Genomic DNA, 20,235 nt, shown 5'->3' on the forward strand with positions numbered 1-20,235 from the left:
CGACATCATGAGTGCTGCAGAAACTTTCTCGCCAACGTTGGCCGCAGGCCAGCCCGCCACCGCCGCGCGCAGCGCCCGCCCGCGCAAGCGCAAGACCCTGCTCGCCGCGGCGCCGCCGTCGCTGCAACCGCTGGTGCGCTTCATCCGCTGGCTGGTGCCGCCGCTGCTGGGGCTGATCGCCTTCGTGCTGCTGTGGTCGCTGGTGTCGCAGCTCAGCCGCGGCAGCCTGCCGGGGCCGGTCAGCACCTGGGCGTCGGCCACCGAGCTGTTCGCCGATCCGTTCTACCAGAACGGCCCCAACGACCAGGGCATAGGCTGGAACATCCTGATGTCGCTGGGCCGCGTCGGCGTCGGCTTCGGCCTCGCCGCCGTGGTTGGCATTCCGCTCGGTTTCATGATCGGCCGCTTCGGTTTTCTGGCACGGATGACGGCGCCGGTGATCAGCCTGCTGCGCCCGGTATCGCCGCTGGCGTGGTTGCCGATCGGCCTCTTGGTGTTCAAGGCCGCCAGCCCGGCGTCGATCTGGGTGATCTTCATCTCCAGCATCTGGCCGATGATCCTCAACACCGCCGCCGGCGTGCGCGCGGTGCCGCAGGATTACCTCAACGTGGCGCGCGTGCTGCGCCTGTCGGAGTGGAAGGTGTTCAGCGTCATCCTGCTGCCGGCGGTGCTGCCGCACATGCTCACCGGCGTGCGCCTCGCAATCGGCACCGCCTGGCTGGTGATCGTGGCGGCGGAGATGTTGACCGGCGGCGTGGGGCTGGGCTTCTGGGTGTGGGACGAGTGGAACAACCTGAACGTCGAGCACATCCTGATCGCCATCTTCGTGGTCGGTCTGGTGGGGCTGGCGCTGGAACAGGCACTGGTATGGCTGGCGAAGAAGGCCAGCTTCGGACAGGGAGAGTGACATGGAACGCTTCGTCGAGCTGGAAAACGTGCAAAAGCACTTCGATACCAAGAAAGGCCGCTTCGTCGCGCTGCAGGACATCAATCTCACCATCCGTCAGGGCGAGGTGGTGTCGCTGATCGGTCACTCCGGCTGCGGCAAGTCCACGGTGCTCAACATCATCGCCGGGTTGCTGGAGCCGTCCGACGGCATCGCGCTGTGCAACGGCCGCGAGATCGACGGCCCCGGCCCCGAGCGCGCGGTGGTGTTCCAGAACCACAGCCTGCTGCCGTGGCTGTCCTGCTACGGCAACATCCTGCTGGCGGTGGAACGCGTGTTCGGCGCGAAGGAGGACAAGGCGCAGCTGGCCGCGCGCACCGACGCCGCGCTGGCGCTGGTGGGGCTGAGCCACGCCCGCGACAAGCATCCGCACGAGATCTCCGGCGGCATGAAGCAGCGTGTCGGCATCGCCCGCGCGCTGGCGATGGAACCGAAGGTACTGCTGATGGACGAGCCGTTCGGCGCGCTGGACGCGCTGACCCGCGCCAACCTGCAGGACGAGATGGTGAAGATCGTCGATGCCACCGGCAGCACCGTGGTGATGGTGACCCACGACGTGGACGAGGCGGTGCTGCTGTCCGACCGCATCGTGATGATGACCAACGGCCCGGCGGCCACCGTCGGCGAGATCCTGGAAGTGCAGCTGCCACGGCCGCGCAACCGGCTGGCGCTGGCGGGTGACGCCGACTACCACCGCTATCGCGGTGCGGTGCTGGATTTCCTGTACCAGAAACACCGCAAAGAGGCAGCCTGAGCGGCAATGGCAGGCTGCATCCCCTGACGTGGCGACACGTTGTTGACACCGGGCCGCTGGCCCGGTTTTTTCATGGGGCCTGCGATCAGCCGCCTGCTTTTGGTGCTGCTGTGCACCATCGGCAGGCGCAGGTGGCGGCAAAGGTGGCGATTGGGCAGCCAAAATGCCGTATTCGGCTGGCACGGCACTTGCTCAGATAATGCTGCAGATGATTGTCCCGGTTGCCAATGGCGGCGATGCGGGCTTGGACAAAGAGGTCCGTTGCGCGTGGTGCGATACCGCGGGCAACGGGCCTCTTTGCTTTTTTGCGGCACGGACCGCCGCGGCGCCCCCGGCGCGCCGCCTGATCGATCACGGACATCTTTCAAGGAACAAGACAATGAGCAAGGACTTCTGGAAGGCAGGCCATACCCCGACACTGCTGGTGTCGTTCCTCTATTTCGACCTCAGCTTCATGGTGTGGTACATCCTCGGGCCGCTGGCGATCCAGATCGCCGAGGCCTTGCAGCTGTCGGCGCAGCAGCGCGGGCTGATGGTGGCGACGCCGATCCTGGCCGGCGCCCTGCTGCGCTTCGGCATGGGCCTGCTGGTGGACCGCTTCTCGCCGAAATTCGCCGGCATTCTCGGCCAGGTGGTGGTGATGCTGGCGCTGGGCTTTGCCTGGCTGCACGGCATCCAGTCGCTGTCGCAGGCGCTGCTGCTGGGGGTGTTCCTCGGCGTTGCCGGCGCTGCCTTTGCGGTGTCGCTGCCGCTGGCGTCGCAGTGGTATCCGCCCGAGCACCAGGGCAAGGCGATGGGTATCGCTGGCGCCGGCAACTCCGGCACCGTGTTTGCCGCGCTGCTGGCGCCAACGTTGGCCGCACTCTATGGTTGGGAAAACGTGTTCGGCCTCGCGGTGCTGCCGCTGGGTGTGGTGTTCGTGCTGTTCTGCCTGTTTGCCAAGAACGCGCCGCAGCGTCCCAAGCCGAAGGCGCTGGCCGACTACCTGCGCGTGCTGGGCGACAAGGACAGCTGGTGGTTCATGTTCTTCTACTGTGTGACCTTCGGCGGCTTTGCCGGCCTCGCCAGCGCGCTGCCGGGCTACTTCCATGACCAGTATGGTCTCAATGCCGTCACCGCCGGCTACTACACCGCCGCCTGCGTGTTTGCCGGTTCGCTGATGCGGCCACTGGGCGGCGCGCTGGCCGACCGTATCGGCGGTATCCGCACCCTGCTGGTGATGTACACCGCCGCGGCGCTGCTGATCGCGGTGGTCGGCTTCAACCTGCCACAGGTCAACGTGGCGCTGGCGCTGTTTGTCGGCGCGATGCTGGCACTGGGCAGCGGCAACGGCGCGGTGTTCCAGCTGGTGCCGCAGCGCTTCCGCAAGGAAATCGGGGTGATGACCGGGCTGATCGGCATGGCCGGCGGCATCGGTGGTTTCCTGCTCGCCGCCGGGCTTGGCCTCGTCAAGCAGCACACCGGCAACTACCAGCTCGGGCTGTGGCTGTTCGCCAGCCTCGGCGTGGTGGCGTGGATCGGCCTGCACGGCGTGAAACTGCGCTGGCGCACGACCTGGGGCGCCAGCAACGTGACCGCGGCACGAGTGTAAGCGGCAAGCACTGGCCATCAGCGGGGCGGGATCACGGATCCCGCCCCGTTACGCCGTGCTGGAGCAGGGCATCATCTTCAAGCGGGCATTATTTCTAGCAGGGAAGCACCATGAGCTTGCAACTTGCAGTCGGCCACGCCAGCGACGCCGGCCGCCGTGAACGCAATGAGGACGCACTGGGCTGGAGCGTGCCACAGGACGGGCTGCTGACCAGCAAGGGCGCGCTGTTCGCGCTGGCCGACGGCGTGTCCGGCTGTGCCGACGGCCGCCTGGCGGCGCAGTCCACCATCCGCGCGGTGTGCGCCGACTACTACGCCACGCCGGAAACGTGGGCAGTGTCGTCGGCGCTGGACCGGCTGCTGGCAGCGCACAACCGCTGGCTGCGCGCGCAGGGCAAGCCGCTGGTGGCGGCGCTGTCGGCGCTGGTGTTGCGCGGCCACCGCTACACCGTCGCCCACGTCGGCGACTGCCGCGTCTACCTGCTCAGCCAGGGGCGGCTGACGCAGCTGACCGTCGATCACGTGTGGGAGGAAGCGTCGCTGTCGCACGTGCTCAAGCGCGGCATGGGGCTGGACGAGCACGTGATGCCGGATTTCTGCGACGGCGACCTGCACGCCGGCGACGTGTTCGCGCTGCTGTGCGACGGCGTGTGGCAGGCGCTGGGCGACAAGCGCATCGACGAGATCCTGCACCTGCACCTCGATGTGCAGCGCGCCGCCAGCGTGCTGTGCGAAGCGGCGCTGGCCGCCGGCGCGCAGGACAACCTGTCGGCGCTGGTGCTGCGGGTGGAGGCGCTGCCGCAGGGCGCGCTGGCCGACGAGCTGGCGCGCGGCACCAGCCTGCCGCTGCCGCCGAAGCTGCGCGACGGCCAGCCGTTCGAGGGGCTGACGGTGGTCGTCAGCCTGCACGCTTCGCCCGGCGGGCTGGCCTATCGCGTCGCCGACGCCGCCGGCCGCCACTGGGTGCTGAAGACGCTGCCGCCGCTGCTGGCCGGCGATCCGGGCGCGGAGCAGGCGCTGCTGGTGGAGGAGTGGCTGCAGAAGCGCATCAGTTCGCCGTATTTTGCCGAGGTTGCCACCGGCGTCGAACGCCAGCACCTGTACTACCTGCAGCGCTGGCACGACGGCGAAACGTTGGCCGCACGGCTGGCGCAGCAGCGTTTCGGCATCAGCGAGGTGGTCGCCATCGGCCTCGCGCTGTGCCGCGCGATGTCGGCGCTGCACCGCCTCGGCATCGTGCACCGCGACATCAAGCCGGACAATGTGCACCTGGGCCGCGACGGCCAGCTGCGGCTGCTCGATCTCGGCGTCGCCTACTGCGCCGGGCTGACGCCGGAGCACGACGGCCCCGGCCCCGGCACCGCCAGCTACATGGCGCCGGAGCGTTTTGCCGGCGGCAAGGCGAGCAGCAGCAGCGACCTGTACGCCGCCGGCGTCACCCTGTACCAGCTGCTGACCGGCCGCTATCCCTACGGCGAGATCGAGGCGTTCCAGAATCCGCATTTCGACGCGCCGCAGCCGGCCTCGCGCCAGCGCCCGGACGTGCCGCTGTGGCTGGATAACCTGCTGCTGAAGGCGGTGGCGCGCGAGCCGGGGCAGCGCTTCGAGACCGCCGAGGAAATGCTGCTGGCGCTGGAGCGCGGCGACAGCGTGCCGCAACGCCAACTGCGGCGTGTGCCGTGGGCGGAGCGGGCGCCGCTGCGGCTATGGCGCACGCTGGCGCTGGTTTCGCTGCTGGCGAACCTGGTGTTGCTGTATGCGCTGCTGCTGCGCTGACTGGTGCGGCTGCCTGTTTTTGGTGCTGCCGTGCACCATAGACAGGCAGGCCAAGACATAACAGGCCAGGGTTGGCCGCAATAAAGGGGTTTGCAGGCTGGCACGGCCTTTGCATTAAGACAGGCACAATCAGATTGTCCGGGTCGCCAATGGCGGTGACCGGGACAGGGACAATGAGGTCCGTTCGGCGTGGCGCAAGTCACACCGGCGGACCTTTTTTCGTTTCGGCACCGCTACGGCAATGACGACGGGCGGCGCAGGCAGGACACCGCGCAATGCGTCGCAAATCAGACAAAGGAAACACCATGAAGAAGCTCAAATTGGTAATGGTCGGCAACGGCATGGCCGGGGTGCGCACGCTGGAAGAGCTGCTCAAGCTGACCCCGGAGCTGTACGACATCACCGTGTTCGGTGCCGAACCGTACGCCAACTACAACCGCATCCTGCTGTCGCCGGTGCTGACCGGCGAGCAGACGCTGCCGGAAATCATGCTCAACGATGTCGACTGGTATGCCGAGCACGGCATCACCCTGCATCTGGGCAAGGAAGTGGTGGACATCGACCGCGGCCGCCGCATCGTGCGCGCCGCCGACGGCACCACCGCCGAGTACGACCGCCTGCTGCTGGCCACCGGCTCCAACCCGTTCATCCTGCCGGTGCCGGGCAAGGAACTGGACGGCGTGGTCACCTTCCGTGACATCCACGACGTCAACACCATGATCGATGCCGCGGCCAACCATCAGCACGCGGTGGTGATCGGCGGTGGCCTGCTGGGGCTGGAAGCGGCCAACGGTCTCGCCGCACGCGGCATGAAGGTGACCGTGGTGCACCTGGGCGAATGGCTGCTCGACCGCCAGCTGGATCGCACCGCCGCCGCCATGCTGCAGGACACGCTGCAGGAACGCGGCCTGACCTTCCTGCTGCAGAAGCAGACCGCCGAGCTGGTGGCCGGCAGCAGCGGCCGCGTCGCCAGCGTGCGCTTCAAGGATGGCGAGGAAGTGCCGGCCGATCTGGTGGTGATGGCGGTCGGCATCCGCCCCAACTTCAGCCTGGCGGAACAGAGCGGCATCTACTGCGACCGCGGCATCGTGGTCAACGACTTCATGCAGACCTTCGACCCGCGCGTCTATGCGGTGGGCGAGTGCGTCAGCCACCGCGGCGTCAGCTACGGCCTGGTGGCGCCGCTGTTCGACATGGCGAAAGTGGTGGCCAACCACCTGGCCAACTTCGGCATCGCCCGCTACGTGCCGGCGGCGACCAGCACCAAGCTGAAAGTGACCGGGGTGGACCTGTTCTCCGCCGGCAACTTCATGGGCGGCGACGGTCATGAGGAAATCACGCTGTCCGATCCGGTCGGCGGCATCTACAAGAAGCTGATCGTTAAGGACGACAAGCTGGTCGGCGCCTGCCTGTATGGCGACACCGCCGACGGCGGCTGGTATTTCCGCCTGATCCGCGAAGGGCACGCCATCCACGAAATGCGCGAACAGCTGATGCTGGGCGAGGGCGCCATCGGCGACGTCGGCCACGCCGGCCAGAACCGCGCGATGGGCATGAGCGACGATGCCGAAGTGTGCGGCTGCAACGGCGTGTGCAAGGGCAGCATCGTCAAGGCGATCCAGGAGAAGGGCCTGTTCACCGTCGACGAGGTGAAGAAGCACACCAAGGCGGCCAGCTCCTGCGGCTCCTGCACCGGCCTGGTGGAGCAGATCCTGATCAACTGCGTCGGCGGCGCCGCCGACGTGAAGCCGAAATCGGAAAAGGCGATCTGCGGCTGTACCGAACTCAACCACGGCCAGGTGCGGCAGGCGATCCGCGAACAGCACCTGACCTCGCTGGCGGACACCTTTACCGCGCTGAACTGGCGCTCGATGGACGGCTGCAGCAGCTGCCGCCCGGCCATCAACTACTACCTGATCTCCAGCTGGCCGGGCGAGGCGAAGGACGATCCGCAGTCGCGCTTCATCAACGAACGCGTGCACGCCAACATCCAGAAGGACGGCACCTACTCGGTGATCCCGCGGATGTGGGGCGGCGTCACCAACCCGTCCGAGCTGCGCCGCATCGCCGATGTTGCCGACAAGTACGACATCCCGATGGTGAAAGTCACCGGCGGCCAGCGTATCGACCTGCTGGGGGTGAAGAAGGAAGACCTGCCGAAAGTGTGGGCCGATCTGGACATGCCGTCCGGCCACGCCTACGGCAAGAGCCTGCGCACGGTGAAAACCTGTGTCGGCAGCGAGTTCTGCCGCTTCGGCACCCAGGATTCGACGCAGATGGGCATCGATCTGGAACACGACCTGTTCGGCATGTGGAGCCCGGCCAAGGTCAAGCTGGCGGTGTCCGGCTGCCCGCGCAACTGCTCCGAGGCCGGCATCAAGGATGTGGGCATCATCGGCGTCGACTCCGGCTGGGAGCTGTACATCGGCGGCAACGGCGGCATCAAGACCGAGGTGGCCGAGTTCCTGTGCAAGGTGAAAACGCACGACGAGGTGATGGTGTACAGCGGCGCCTTCCTGCAGCTGTACCGCGAGGAGGCGTTCTATCTGGAGCGCACCGTGCACTATCTGCACCGCGTCGGCATGGAGTACATCAAGCAGCGGGTGCTGGCCGACGAGGTTGGCCGCAACGAGCTGTACGCGCGACTGAAGTTCGCGCTGACCTTTGAGCAGGACCCGTGGGCGGAGCGCACCAAGGGTGGCGTGGCCCGTCACGAGTTTGAAGCGCTGAGCATCGAAACGGTTACCGCCTGAACCGGCGACTTGTCCATCAGCCACGGCAGCCCCGCGCCGCCGTGGCCACCACCGAAAGGATCACATCATGAGCCGCAACTGGAAAACCATCTGCCAGCTGAACGACATCCCGGCGCAGGGCGCCCGCGTGCTGAAGCGTGACGACGGCGACGACATCGCCATCTTTCGCACCATCGACGACCAGGTGTTCGCGCTGGTCGACAAGTGCCCGCACAAGGGCGGGCCACTGTCGCAGGGCATCGTCTCCGGTCGCACCGTGACCTGCCCGCTGCACAACTGGAATATCGATCTGGCCACCGGCCAGGCCTGCGCGCCGGACGAGGGCTGTAGCGGCCACATCCCGGTGAAGCTGGAAGCGGGCGCCATTTTTCTGGCGCTGGATTGAGCATTGCATCAACAAGGTTGGCCGCAAGGAGACTAGAACATGACTGAAACAACGGGACACCACCACACCGTCTCCTCCATCTGCTGCTATTGCGGCACCGGCTGCGGCGTCGAGATCACCACCGACGGCAGCCGCGTGCTGGCGGTGACCGGCGACGGCGCCCATCCGGCCAACTTCGGCCGCCTGTGCAGCAAGGGCCGCACCCTCGGCGACACCACCGGCCGGCCATCGGCACGGCTGTTGCGGCCAACCTTGCGGCTGTCCAAGGATGAACCGGCGCAGGAAGTCAGCTGGGATAGCGCGCTGGAGGCGGTCAGCGGCAAGCTTGCCGACGCCATCCGCCAGCACGGCCCGGATTCGGTCGGCTTCTACCTGTCCGGCCAGCTGCTGACCGAGGACTACTACCTGTTCAACAAGCTGGCGCGCGGCCTGGTCGGCACCAACAACGTCGACACCAACTCGCGGCTGTGCATGTCCAGCGCCGTCACCGGCTACAAGCTGACGCTGGGCGCCGACGCGCCGCCGGCCTGCTACGACGACTTCGACCACGCCGAGTGCGTGCTGATCGCCGGCTCCAATATGGCGTTCGCCCACCCGGTGCTGTTCCGCCGCCTGGAAGACGCCAAGGCCGCCAACCCGGCGATGAAGATCATCGTCGTCGATCCGCGCCGCACCGATACCGCCAGCATCGCCGACCTGTACCTGCCGGTGCTGCCCGGCACCGACGTGGCGCTGTTCCATGGCATGCTCAACGTGATGATCTGGGAAGAGCTGATCGACCGTGCCTTTATCGAACAACATACGGAAGGCTTTGCCGTGCTCAAGCAGCGGCTGCAGGAATTCACCCCGCGCGCCGCCGCCGAGCTGTGCGGCATCAGCGAGCAGGACCTGGTCACCGCCGCGCGCTGGTTTGCCCAAAGCGCGGCCACGCTGTCCTGCTACACCATGGGCCTGAACCAGTACAGCAACGGCAGCGACAAGAACGCGGCGCTGATCCACCTGCATCTGGCTACCGGCCACATCGGCCGTCCCGGCTGCGGCCCGTTTTCACTGACCGGCCAGCCCAACGCGATGGGCGGGCGCGAGGTCGGCGGTCTCGCTACCGCGCTACCCGGCCACCGTGAGCCAAGCAATGCCGCGCACCGCGCCGAAGTGGCCGCACTGTGGGGCGTGCCGGCGCTGCCGGCCACGCCGGGGCTGGCGGCGGTGGAGCTGTTCGAGGCCGCGGCGGAGGGCAAGATCAAGGTGCTGTGGATCGTGTGCACCAACCCGGCGCAGTCGATGCCGGAGCAGGCGCTGGTGCGCGCCGCGCTGGAAAAGGTGGACTGCGTGATCGTGCAGGAAGCGTTCAACACCAGCGAGACGCTGGCCTACGCCGACATCGTGCTGCCGGCCGCCACCTGGCCGGAAAAGGACGGCACCGTCACCAATAGCGAGCGCCGCATCAGCCGCGTGCGCGCCGCGCTGCCGGCACCGGGACAGGCGCGCGAAGACTGGCGCATCGCCGACGACGTGGCGCAAAGGTTGGCCGCAAGCATCGCGCCGGAGCGGCTGCCGGCGTTCGGCTTTGTCGATGCCGCCGCGGTGTTCGCCGAGCACGCCACCACCACCGCCGGCCGCGATCTGGATTACAGCGCGCTCAGCTACGCGCTGCTGGACGAGCGCGGGCCGCAGCAGTGGCCGTTCCGCGACGGCCACGGCACCGCGCGGCTGTACGGCGACGGCATGTTCGCCACCGCATCCGGCCGCGCGCAGTTTGTCGATGTCGCCTGGCGCACGGTCAGCGACAAGGTGTCGGCGCATTTTCCGCTGCGGCTGACCACGGGCCGCCTGCGCGACCACTGGCACACCATGAGCCGTACTGCGCTGGTGCCGGCACTGACCCGTCACGTGGAAGAGCCGCAGCTGGCGATGCACCCGCGCGACCTGCAGCGCCAGCGCCTGAACAGCGGCGACCTGGTCAAGGTGCGCAACAAGCGCGGCGCGATCTACCTGCCGGTGGTGGCCGACGACACGCTGCGCCCCGGCGTGGCTTTCATCCCCATGCACTGGGGCGGCGCCGCACTGGGCGGGCAGGGCATCAATGCGCTGACCACCCGCGTAGGCGATCCGCTGTCGCGGCAGCCGGAGCTGAAGCACGCCGCGGTGGCGGTGGAAGCGGCCAAGTTGCCGTGGCGCGCCACGCTGCTCTTGAAGGGCGACGCGCTGGCGGCACGGGCGCGGCTGGACGCGTTGCGCGCGCTGTTCCCGTACGCGGTGGCGGTGCCGGTGATGCTCGGCGGCGTGGAAGCGTTGCGGCTGCGGCTGGCCGCCAGCTGGGCTCCGGACGCCGCCGTACTGCAACAGCTGGCCAGCGTGCTGGAGCCGGCCGGCAGCCTGTCGGCAGCGCTGGACGACCCGGCGCGCGGCATCCTGCGGCGGGTGTGGCTGCAGGCGAAACAGCCGCTGGGCTTTGTGCTGGCCGGCGACGTGCGCGCCGATGAGGCGCTGAGCAGCTGGCTGGACGGCGGCGCGGCACCGGACAGCCTGTCGGCGCTGCTGACCGGGCAGGCGCGCGGCGCGGTGCGTTCGCGCGTGGTGTGCTCCTGCGAAGGCGTGCGCGAGGACGCGATCTGCGCCGGTATCGCCAGAGGGCTGGACGTGGACGGGCTGAAGCGCGAGCTGCGCTGCGGCACAGGCTGCGGCTCCTGTGTGCCGGAGCTGGTGCGCATGGTGGCGGCGTAATAGCGCTGGTTTTGCGATATTTGGTTATAAAACATTGGTCTAATCGAACTTTTTGTTTCAGGTATGGTGGCCGTCAGGGCCAACAGGCCGCACACGCAAAGGAAACATCATGAACGGCAAGGTATGGTTGATCGGCGCAGGTCCCGGCGATGCGGAATTGCTGACCCTGAAGGCGCTGCGCGTGCTGCAGTCCTGTGACACCTGGCTGGTGGATGATCTGGTTGGCCGCGACATTCTCGATTTTGCCCGTCCCGGCACCCGCATCGTGCACGTCGGCAAGCGCGGTGGCTGCAAGTCGACGCCGCAGGCCTTCATCCTGCGGCTGATGGCGCGTTACGCTCGGCAGGGCAAGACCGTGGCACGGGTGAAGGGTGGCGACCCGTTCATCTTCGGTCGCGGCGGCGAGGAGTGGGCGTGGCTGGCGGAGCGCGGCGTGGACGTGGAGGCCGTCGGCGGCATCACAGCCGGTCTCGCCGTCGGCCCGGCGCTGGGCCTGCCGCTGACGCACCGCAGCGTCGCCCGCGGCGTGGCGCTGGTCACCGCGCACACCGTGGACGGCTCGCGTCCGGACTGGCAGGCGCTGGCTGCCTCGCAGCTGACCGTGGTCTGCTACATGGGCATGAGCGATGTCGAGGCGCTGGCCAGCGAGCTGATCGCCGCCGGCTTTGCTGCCAGCCTGCCGGTGGCGGTGGTGCACCGTGCGGGCTGTGCCGAGCAGCGCCACATCGTCACCCGATTGCAAACCTTGGCCGCCGATGTGGCGCGCAGCGGCCTGGCCAGCCCGGCGGTGATCGTGCTGGGCGAGGTGGCGGCGCTGGCGCAGGTAGAGGCAGCCGAGCAGGCGTGGCCCATCGCGGTGTAAGGCCCTGGCGGGTGGCTGGCAATTTAGTGGCCTGAAAATGATATTTGCGGCAATGTTGCTGCGGATTTGGCGGCTTGTTGGTGTCGATGCTGTGAAAAATCAGGCTTTATGTTAGGTTTATGGCTTGTTTGCCACCCGATCCAGACAAGAGAGAAACAGGAAAACTATGTTCCAGCATGTCGAAGCCTACGCCGGCGACCCGATCCTGACCCTGGTTGAAACCTTCAACAAGGACACCCGCAATCCGAAAGTCAACCTCGGCATCGGCCTGTACTACGACGAGGAAGGCCGTATTCCGCTGCTGCCGTCGGTGCAGAAGGCCGAAGCCGCGCGCGTGGCCAGTGCCGGTGCACGCTCCTACCAGCCGATGGAAGGCGCCGCCAACTACCGCACCGCGGTGCAGCAGTTGCTGTGGGGCGCCGGCCACGAGGCGGTGACCGCCGGCCGCATTGCCACCATCCAGACCATCGGCGGCTCCGGCGCGCTGAAGATCGGCGGCGATCTGCTCAAGCGCTACTTCCCGGACAGCGAAGTGTGGGTCAGCGCGCCGACCTGGGATAACCACCGCGCCATGTTCGAAGGCGCCGGCTTTGTGGTGCACGACTACCCGTACTACGACGCCGCCACCGGCGGGGTGAAGTTCGACGAGATGATCGCCTGCTTCCAGGCGCTGCCGGCCAAGACCATCGTGCTGCTGCACCCGTGCTGCCACAACCCGACCGGCGTCGATCTCTCCAATGCGCAGTGGGAGCAGGTGATCGAGGTGGTGAAGCAGCGTGACCTGCTGCCGTTCATGGACATCGCCTACCAGGGCTTCGGCGACAGCCTGGAGGATGACGTCTTCGCCATCCGCGCGATGACCGCCGCCGGCGTCAGCTTCTTTGTCAGCAACTCGTTCTCCAAGAATCTGTCGTTCTACGGCGAGCGCTGCGGCGGCCTGTCGGTGGTGTGCCACGATGCCGAAGAAGCCGGCCGCGTGCTGGGCCAGCTGAAGGCCACCGTGCGCCGCAACTATTCCAGCCCGCCAACCCATGGCGGGCAGGTGACCGCCATGGTGATGATCGAGCCGGCACTGCGCACCGAGTGGGAAGGCGAAGTGACCGAGATGCGCGAGCGCATCAAGGCGATGCGCCAGAAGCTGTACGCGGTGCTGTCGGCCAAGGTGCCGGGCCGCGATTTCAGCTACTTCATCAAGCAGCGCGGCATGTTCAGCTACACCGGGCTGACGCCGGAGCAGGTGGATCGCCTGCGCGAAGAGTTCGCGGTGTACCTGGTGCGCTCCGGCCGCATGTGCGTGGCCGGCCTCAATAGCCGCAACGTGGAATACGTTGCCGATGCGATGGCGGAAGTACTGAAAGCCTGATTGCGGCCAACCCTGGCTTGCCAAAACGCCCCGTGTGGTCACGAGGCGTTTTTTATGGCGTACTTAATTATGGCGTGGTTCTGGTTTGGTACTGGCGTGCCGGCTCTGCTAAGCTGTTTGGCATGGACTGCCGCCGGGCGGAGGTACGCAGGGCGGTCATCGCTGTTTGTCTTGGGGTGTTTGTCAACGTCACAACAAGGAGTCGTCACATGGCAGGTTGGTTCGAATTGAGCAAAAGCAGCGACGGGCAGTTTCGTTTTGTGCTGAAGGCGGGCAATGCGGAAACCATTCTCAGCAGCGAGCTGTACCACACCCGCGTCGCCGCGGAAAACGGTATCGCCTCGGTGCAAGCCAACAGTCCGCTGGAGGAGCGCTACGAGCGCAAGACCGCGGCCAACGGCAAGGCGTTTTTCAACCTCAAGGCCGGCAATCACCAGGTCATCGGCAGCAGCCAGATGTACAGCAGCGAGGCGGCACGCGATAACGGCATCGACAGCGTCAAGACCAACGGTGGATCAACCACGATCAAGGATCTGACCGGCTAAAGCGCGGACAAGGGGTGCCGGACGTTTCCGGTACTGCTGCGTCGATGCTGATGTGGTCACAAAAAACGCCGTTCCCGCTACAGCGGGAACGGCGTTGTTGCGTCACGCTGAGGCTTATTGCGCGGCGGAAGCGTCGCTCGCCGGTTTGGCCACACCTGCCCACTTGCCGCCTTCCAGGCGGTACAGGGTCACGGTGCCGTTCTTGATGTCGCCGTTGCTCTCAAAGGCGATCGGGCCGGTCACGCCTTGCAGCGAGGTCTTGCCGACTTCGGCCAGGTATTTCTTCGGGTCGGCGGAGTTGGCGCGTTTCATCGCATCGATCACCACGCGGGTCGCGTCGTAGGTGTACGGCGCGTAGGCCTGGATTTCGCCGTTGAAGCGCGCCTTGTACTTGGTGTTGAACGCGGTGTAGCCCGGCATCAGCTCTTTCGAGGCGCCGGCGCTGGAGGCGTAGGCACCCTCACCATCCTTGCCCGCCAGCTTGGCGAACTCGGCAGTGTTGACCCCGTCGGCACCCATGAATACCGCGGTGATGCCCAGCTTGCGCATCTGCTTCACCAGCGGGCCGGCCTGTGCGTCCATGCCGCCGTAGAAGATCAGTTCCGGCTTCTCGCCCTTGATCGAGGTCAGGATCGCCATGAAGTCGGTGGCGCTGTTGGTGGTGTATTCGCGCTTGACGATCGTGCCGCCGGCCGCTTCGGTAGCCTTGGCAAAGTCGTCGGCCAGGCCCTGGCCGTAGGTGGTGCGGTCGTCGATGACGGCGATGCGCTTCGACTTCAGCTCGGTCACCGCGTACTTGGCCAGCGCCTGACCCTGTTGCAGGTCATTGGCGATGATGCGGAAGGTGTTGTTGTAGCCTTGCTCGGTGAATTTCGGGCTGGTCACCGAGCCGGCGATCATGGTGATGCCGGCATCGTTATACAGGCGCGACGCCGGGATGGCGGCGCCGGAGGTCAGGTGGCCGATCACGGCGGCAACGCCGGCGTCGACAAAGCGCTGCGCAACCTGGGTGGCGACTTTCGGGTCGGCCTGGTCGTCTTCGGAGATCACTTCAAAACGGACCGGCTTGCCGTCCAGGGTCAGCTTTTCCGCGTTGGCTTCTTCGGCAGCCAGTTGTACGCCATTGTCGGCGTCACGGCCCCAGTGTGCGAACGGGCCGGTCAGCGGGTTGGCGGAGCCGATCTTGACTACGTGTTCCTGCGCGGCAGCGGGGGCGCTGGCGGCGGCGTCTTGCTGTGGTTCGGCATTGTTGCAAGCGGCCAGCGTCAGTGCGGCTGCGGCGATAGCGGAGAGGCGATATGGATTCATGGTGAAAACGTGTCCCTGTTCCTCATAGCGGGAACATTCTGTTTGTAAAATGCAGGTGGTTTTATGGTCAGCCGAACCGGGTCCGGTTCGGGCGCCTGTTGTCGTGACATTGTGTCCGGACCGCGCGGGGTGGTGGCAGTCGTGGAGACAAAGGGGAGCGGCGACTGGATACAATCGACGTGTTGCAATGATCTTAAATGCTGCATTGCGATATGGCAAGCATAAAAAATGGCGCCCGTCAGGGCGCCATTTTTACGTACAACAAGCTTGTCAGATCTGCTTACTTGGCTGGGCCGCCAACAGTGGAAACCACTTCCCACTTGCCGCCTTTAACCTGGTAAACGGTGACTGCGCCGTTCTTGATATCGCCTTTTTCGTCAAAGGAGATCTCGCCGGTCACACCAGTCATCTGGGTCTTGCCCACTTCCGGCAGGTAGACCTTAGGATCGGTCGAACCGGCACGTTTCATGGAGTCAACCAGGACTTTCACAGCATCGTACTCGTAAGGAGCATAGATCTGTACGTCGGTGTTGAACTTGGCTTTGAACTTGTCGTTGAATGCCGCGAAACCTGGCATCTTGTCGCGTGGCACGCCGCAGCTGGAGGAGTACTGACCTTCAGATGCTTCGCCAGCCAGTTTGATGAACTCCGGAGTCTGCCAGCCGTCGCCGCCCATCAGCTTGGCCTTGATGCCCAGACGCTGCATCTGCTTGGCCAGTGGTGCTGCCTGTGCGTCCATGCCGCCGTAGAAGATCACGTCAGGCTGAGTCGATTTGATCGAGGTCAGAATGGCGTTGAAGTCGGTAGCGGTGTTGGTGGTGAACTCGCGCTTGGAGATCGCGCCACCTTTGGCTTTAACTGCTTTTTCGAATTCGTCAGCGAGACCCTGGCCGTAAGCGGTACGGTCGTCGATGATGGCGACTTTTTTCGCTTTCAGGTTGTCCACGGCAAACTCGCCCAGTGCCTTGCCTTGCTGTACGTCGTTGGCAATAACACGGAAGGTGGTCTTGTAACCTTGCTTGGTGTAGTCAGGGTTGGTCGCGGAAGGGGAGATCTGCGGGATGCCGGCATCGGAGTAGATCTTGGATGCAGGGATGGTGGTACCGGAGTTCAGGTGACCAACCACGCCGACAACCTGGGCATCAACCAGACGCTGTGCAACCTGGGTACCGATTTTCGGGTCAGCCTGGTCATCTTCGGAGACCAGTTCAAACTTGACTTTCTTGCCACCGATCTCGACGCCTTCGGCGTTCAGGTCTTCAATGGCCAGACGCGCGCCAAATTCGTTGTCTTTGCCCAGGTGAGCAATCGGACCGGTCATTGGCGATACTTGACCGATTTTGACTACCACTTCACCGCCGGCATCGGCCGCGGCAGCGGAAGCATCAGCAGCTGGTTGTTCTTCTTTGTTGCCGCAGGCAGTCAGTGCGATGGCGGCTGCTGCAAAGAGGCTAAGGCGTGCGAATTTATTCATCTTGTGTTTCCCCTGATCTTAGTCATGTGACTTGTAAGATCCGCTCAGTTCTTTTGGAAAGAGCAGATGCGGACTGATTATGCGTAGCACCCTATGCAGTGTCAACGAAGTTTGATTTCACCAATTTGGAGATTGTCGGGCACGTCAAAGGTTATGACATATTTGCTGCACTGCATTGGTCAGATTGCCAGGCGGATAAAGTATAAAATGAACAATGGCGCACCATGTTGGTGCGTCATTGGGGTGAAAAAATCGCTTTTGCTAGCCGTTTGCGCCTGAATCTTGCGCACGCTGAAAACGCAGCACCGGATCATCCGGTGTTGTTATCCAGCCACCAAGATGCTGCTGTACCAGTGCTGTCAGTGCATTCAGCCAGTTTGGATCTTCATTGAGGCAGGAAATATAGCGGTATTCGCCACCGCCGTTGGTCAGGAAAATCTCCTTGCCTTCCATGGCGATCTCTTCCAGTGTCTCCAGGCAGTCGCCGACAAAGCCGGGGCACATCACGTCCAGTTTTTGCGTGCCGGCCTTGGCCAGTGCCGTCAGCGTGTCGACGGTATAGGGCTTGAGCCACTCCGCCTTGCCGAAGCGGCTCTGGAATGCCACCACATACTGTTCCTTGCTCAGCTGCAGCCGCTCCGCCAGCAGGCGGCCGGTTTTCAGGCATTCACAGTGATAAGGGTCGCCCTTGTCCAGCGTGAAACGCGGCACCCCGTGGAACGACATCAGCAGCTTGTCGCCACGGCCGTTTGCCTGCCAGTGCGCCTCCACCTGTCGCGCCAGCGCCTCGATATAAGGTGGGAAATCGTGGAAATGGCGCACGGTGCGGATTTCCGGCATGTTGCGCATGCGCAGCAGGCTGCGGAACACCTCGTCCAGCGCGGTCGCCACCGAAGAGCCGGCGTATTGCGGATACAGCGGCACTACCAGCAAGCGCTCGACTCCCTGTTCACGCATGCCGCGCAGCACGCTGTCGACCGACGGATTGCCGTAGCGCATCGCGAAGTCGACCACCACATGCTCCAGTCCGGCGGCCGCCAGCTGTTCGGCCAGCAGTCTGGTCTGGTTGCGGGTATGGACCAGCAGCGGTGAGCCCTCGCTGCTCCAGATACTGGCGTACTTCTCGGCGCTCTTGCGCGGGCGCAGGTTGAGAATGATGCCGTTGAGGATCAGCCACCACAGCGCCTTCGGGATTTCGATCACGCGCTGGTCGGACAGGAATTGCTTGAGGTAGGGGCGCAAGGCCTTGGCGGTCGGCGCCTCGGGGGTGCCGAGGTTGATCAGCAGCACGCCGGTCTTGGGGGTGTAGCTGTGGCGGAAAGCCGGTTCTGTGAGCGGTGCGGCCATGTTTTGTCCAGTACAAATAATAAGGGTGAAGCTTACCTTGCGGGCCTGAAAAAGCAATGGCCGCATTGCTGCGGCCAACCTTGTACCACGAATGGCGCGGCTTATTCCTCTCGCGCCGGCACCAGCACACTGCGGTTGCCGTTGGTTTCCATCGCCGAGACGATGCCGCTGGCTTCCATCTGTTCGATCAGGCGCGCGGCGCGGTTGTAGCCGATGCGCAGGTGGCGCTGCACCGACGAAATCGACGCCTTGCGCGTTTTCAGCACAATGGCGACGGCATCGTCGTACAGTGGATCGGCTTCCGTGTCATTGCTGCCGGAGAGACCATCACCGCCGTCGCCAGCCTCGGTTTCGGTGCCGCCGGTGAGGATGCCTTCGATGTAGTCCGGCTCGCCGGTGGTCTTGAGGAATTCCACCACCTGGTGCACTTCGTCGTCGGCGACAAAGGCGCCGTGCACGCGTAGCGGGTAGCCGGTGCCCGGCGGCAGGTACAGCATGTCGCCCTGTCCCAGCAGCGTCTCGGCGCCCATCTGGTCGAGGATGGTACGGCTGTCGATCTTGCTGGACACCTGGAACGCGATGCGCGTCGGGATGTTGGCCTTGATCAGGCCGGTGATCACGTCCACCGACGGCCGCTGCGTGGCGAGGATCAAGTGGATGCCGGCGGCACGCGCCTTCTGTGCCAGACGGGCGATCAGTTCCTCGATCTTCTTGCCGGCCACCATCATCAGGTCGGCCAGCTCGTCGATCACCACCACGATCATCGGCATGGTCTCCAGCGGCTCCGGCGCTTCCGGCGTCAGGCTGAACGGGTTGGGCAGCTTCTCGCCGGCCTTTTCCGCGTCGCGGATCTTCTGGTTGTAGCCGGCGAGGTTGCGCACGCCGAGCTTGGACATCAGCCGGTAGCGTTTTTCCATCTCGCCGACACACCAGTTCAGCGCGTTGGCCGCCTGCTTCATGTCGGTGACCACCGGTGCCAGCAGGTGCGGGATGCCTTCGTACACCGACAGTTCCAGCATCTTCGGGTCGACCATGATCAGGCGCGCTTCCTTCGGCGTCGCCTTGTACAGCACCGACAGGATCATCGCGTTGATGGCCACCGATTTGCCGGAGCCGGTGGTACCGGCCACCAGCACGTGCGGCATCTTGGCGAGGTCCGCGGACACCGGCTGGCCGGCAATGTCCTTGCCCAGCGCCATCGCCAGCCGCGAGCTCATGTTCTGGTAGCTGTCGGAGCCGACGATCTCCGACAGGCGCACGATCTGGCGCTTCGGGTTGGGCAGTTCCAGGCCCATATAGGTCTTGCCGGGGATGGTTTCCACCACCCGGATCGACACCAGGGAGAGCGCGCGCGCCAAGTCACGCATCAGGTTGACGATCTGTGCGCCCTTGACGCCGATGGCCGGCTCGATCTCGTAACGGGTGATCACCGGGCCGGGGTAGGCGGCGACCACTTTCACGTCGACGCCAAAATCGGCCAGCTTGCGTTCGATCAGGCGCGAGGTGTACTCCACCGTCTCGGCGGAGACTGGTTCTCCCTGTTCCTTTGGTGCGGCCAACAGCGGCAGGCCGGGCAGGGTGTCATCGCCCGGCGCGGCAAAAAGCGACTGCTGCACCGGCTTGGTCACCTTGGGCGACAGCGGGATATCCAGTACCGGTGCCTCAATGCGCACCGGTGGCTTGTCCTCGATCTTCTTCTTCTCGGTGACGACTTTTTCTTCGCGCTGCTGTGCGATTTCGCGGCCGATTTCGCGGTCCTGGCGTGCCTGCCACGCTTGCCAGGCCTTCAGCACGCCATCCTCGATGGTGGCGCCGATGCGTTCCATCAGGTTTAGCCACGACACGCCGGTAAACAGCGAGAAACCGATGGCGCCGCTCACCAGTAACAGTAGGCCGCCGCCGGTCAGACCGAATACGCGCGCGGCGACATCGCCGAGGAACTGGCCAAACAGCCCGCCGGCGACCAGTGGCAGGTTCAGCGTTTCGTCACGCCAGATCAGCGCTTCGAGGCTGGCGGAGCAAAGAATGAACAGCAGGAAACCGAACGAGGCCGCCCACGCCATCGGGCCCAGGCGGCGGATGCCGTCGCCCAGCTGGCGATAGCCCCAGGCGATGGCTGCGAGGCAGAACGCCACGCTCAGCCACGCGGAGTAGCCGAACAGGTACAGCAGGATGTCGGACAGCCAGGCGCCAAAGGCACCGCCATAGTTGCGCACCTGCGCATCGGCCGAGCTGTGCGACCAGGAGGAATCGGCAGGAGAGAAAGACGCCAGCGTCAGAACGAGGTAAACGGCGGTCACGGCCATCAGCAACCACCACGCTTCGCGCAGCAGGCTGGAGAGCCGTGGCGGCAGCGGGTCGGTGTTGCGGACAACGGCTTTACGCTTGAAGAGGCGCATTGAATATTC

14 protein-coding genes are annotated in these 20,235 nt (G+C 65.2%); 10 read left to right on the plus strand and 4 right to left on the minus strand.

What is annotated here, in order from left to right; genetic code table 11:
* Window positions 1-7 precede the first annotated feature (7 nt).
* The 10 genes from ntrB (at window position 8) to C8E02_RS04385 (ending at window position 13,698) form a co-directional block, all read left to right on the plus strand.
* On the plus strand, window positions 8-907 hold the full coding sequence (gene ntrB, locus C8E02_RS04340; RefSeq protein WP_120809788.1) for a nitrate ABC transporter permease: 900 nt from the start codon (window positions 8-10) through the stop codon (window positions 905-907).
* A gap of 1 nt (window position 908) precedes the next feature.
* A complete protein-coding gene (locus C8E02_RS04345) occupies window positions 909-1,700 on the plus strand; it encodes an ABC transporter ATP-binding protein (protein ID WP_047965303.1) in 792 nt (263 codons plus the stop codon).
* A 379-nt stretch (window positions 1,701-2,079) separates the two neighbouring features.
* Window positions 2,080-3,291, plus strand: a complete 1,212-nt coding sequence (locus C8E02_RS04350) for a nitrate/nitrite transporter (protein ID WP_120809789.1) — start codon at window positions 2,080-2,082, stop codon at window positions 3,289-3,291.
* A 110-nt stretch (window positions 3,292-3,401) separates the two neighbouring features.
* The gene (locus C8E02_RS04355; RefSeq protein WP_120809790.1) at window positions 3,402-5,066 is read left to right on the plus strand and encodes a bifunctional protein-serine/threonine kinase/phosphatase; all 1,665 of its coding nucleotides are present in this window, start codon (window positions 3,402-3,404) and stop codon (window positions 5,064-5,066) included.
* 305 nt (window positions 5,067-5,371) lie between these two features.
* Window positions 5,372-7,819, plus strand: coding sequence for a nitrite reductase large subunit NirB (gene nirB / locus C8E02_RS04360; protein ID WP_120809791.1), 2,448 nt, complete (start codon window positions 5,372-5,374; stop codon window positions 7,817-7,819).
* Window positions 7,820-7,886: 67 nt separating this feature from the next.
* The gene (nirD, locus tag C8E02_RS04365; protein ID WP_047965307.1) at window positions 7,887-8,204 is read left to right on the plus strand and encodes a nitrite reductase small subunit NirD; all 318 of its coding nucleotides are present in this window, start codon (window positions 7,887-7,889) and stop codon (window positions 8,202-8,204) included.
* A gap of 39 nt (window positions 8,205-8,243) precedes the next feature.
* Complete coding sequence (locus tag C8E02_RS04370; RefSeq protein WP_120809792.1) at window positions 8,244-10,928, plus strand: nitrate reductase; 2,685 nt, start codon at window positions 8,244-8,246, stop codon at window positions 10,926-10,928.
* A 109-nt stretch (window positions 10,929-11,037) separates the two neighbouring features.
* Window positions 11,038-11,790, plus strand: coding sequence for a uroporphyrinogen-III C-methyltransferase (gene cobA, locus C8E02_RS04375; RefSeq protein WP_245961063.1), 753 nt, complete (start codon window positions 11,038-11,040; stop codon window positions 11,788-11,790).
* A gap of 166 nt (window positions 11,791-11,956) precedes the next feature.
* Window positions 11,957-13,153 (plus strand): amino acid aminotransferase, encoded by a 1,197-nt coding sequence (locus tag C8E02_RS04380; RefSeq protein ID WP_120809793.1) that lies wholly within the window; start codon window positions 11,957-11,959, stop codon window positions 13,151-13,153.
* 209 nt (window positions 13,154-13,362) lie between these two features.
* Window positions 13,363-13,698, plus strand: coding sequence for a YegP family protein (locus C8E02_RS04385; RefSeq protein WP_120809794.1), 336 nt, complete (start codon window positions 13,363-13,365; stop codon window positions 13,696-13,698).
* Between the two features lie 114 nt (window positions 13,699-13,812).
* Here the strand turns inward: C8E02_RS04385 and C8E02_RS04390 are convergent, their stop codons facing one another.
* The 4 genes from C8E02_RS04390 to C8E02_RS04405 form a co-directional block, all read right to left on the minus strand.
* Window positions 13,813-15,006, minus strand: coding sequence for a branched-chain amino acid ABC transporter substrate-binding protein (locus tag C8E02_RS04390; RefSeq protein ID WP_120809795.1), 1,194 nt, complete (start codon window positions 15,004-15,006; stop codon window positions 13,813-13,815).
* 280 nt (window positions 15,007-15,286) lie between these two features.
* Window positions 15,287-16,480 carry a branched-chain amino acid ABC transporter substrate-binding protein gene (locus tag C8E02_RS04395; protein ID WP_047965313.1) on the minus strand — a complete coding sequence of 398 codons (1,194 nt, stop codon included), beginning with the start codon at window positions 16,478-16,480 and terminating at the stop codon, window positions 15,287-15,289.
* A gap of 261 nt (window positions 16,481-16,741) precedes the next feature.
* Window positions 16,742-17,827 (minus strand): ferrochelatase, encoded by a 1,086-nt coding sequence (gene hemH / locus C8E02_RS04400; protein WP_120809796.1) that lies wholly within the window; start codon window positions 17,825-17,827, stop codon window positions 16,742-16,744.
* Window positions 17,828-17,928: 101 nt separating this feature from the next.
* Entirely contained in the window at window positions 17,929-20,226 is a 2,298-nt protein-coding gene (locus C8E02_RS04405) for a DNA translocase FtsK (protein WP_120809797.1), read from the minus strand.
* Window positions 20,227-20,235: the final 9 nt, after the last annotated feature.

It is taken from the genome of Vogesella indigofera (assembly GCF_003633895.1).
GTDB lineage: Bacteria > Pseudomonadota > Gammaproteobacteria > Burkholderiales > Chromobacteriaceae > Vogesella > Vogesella indigofera.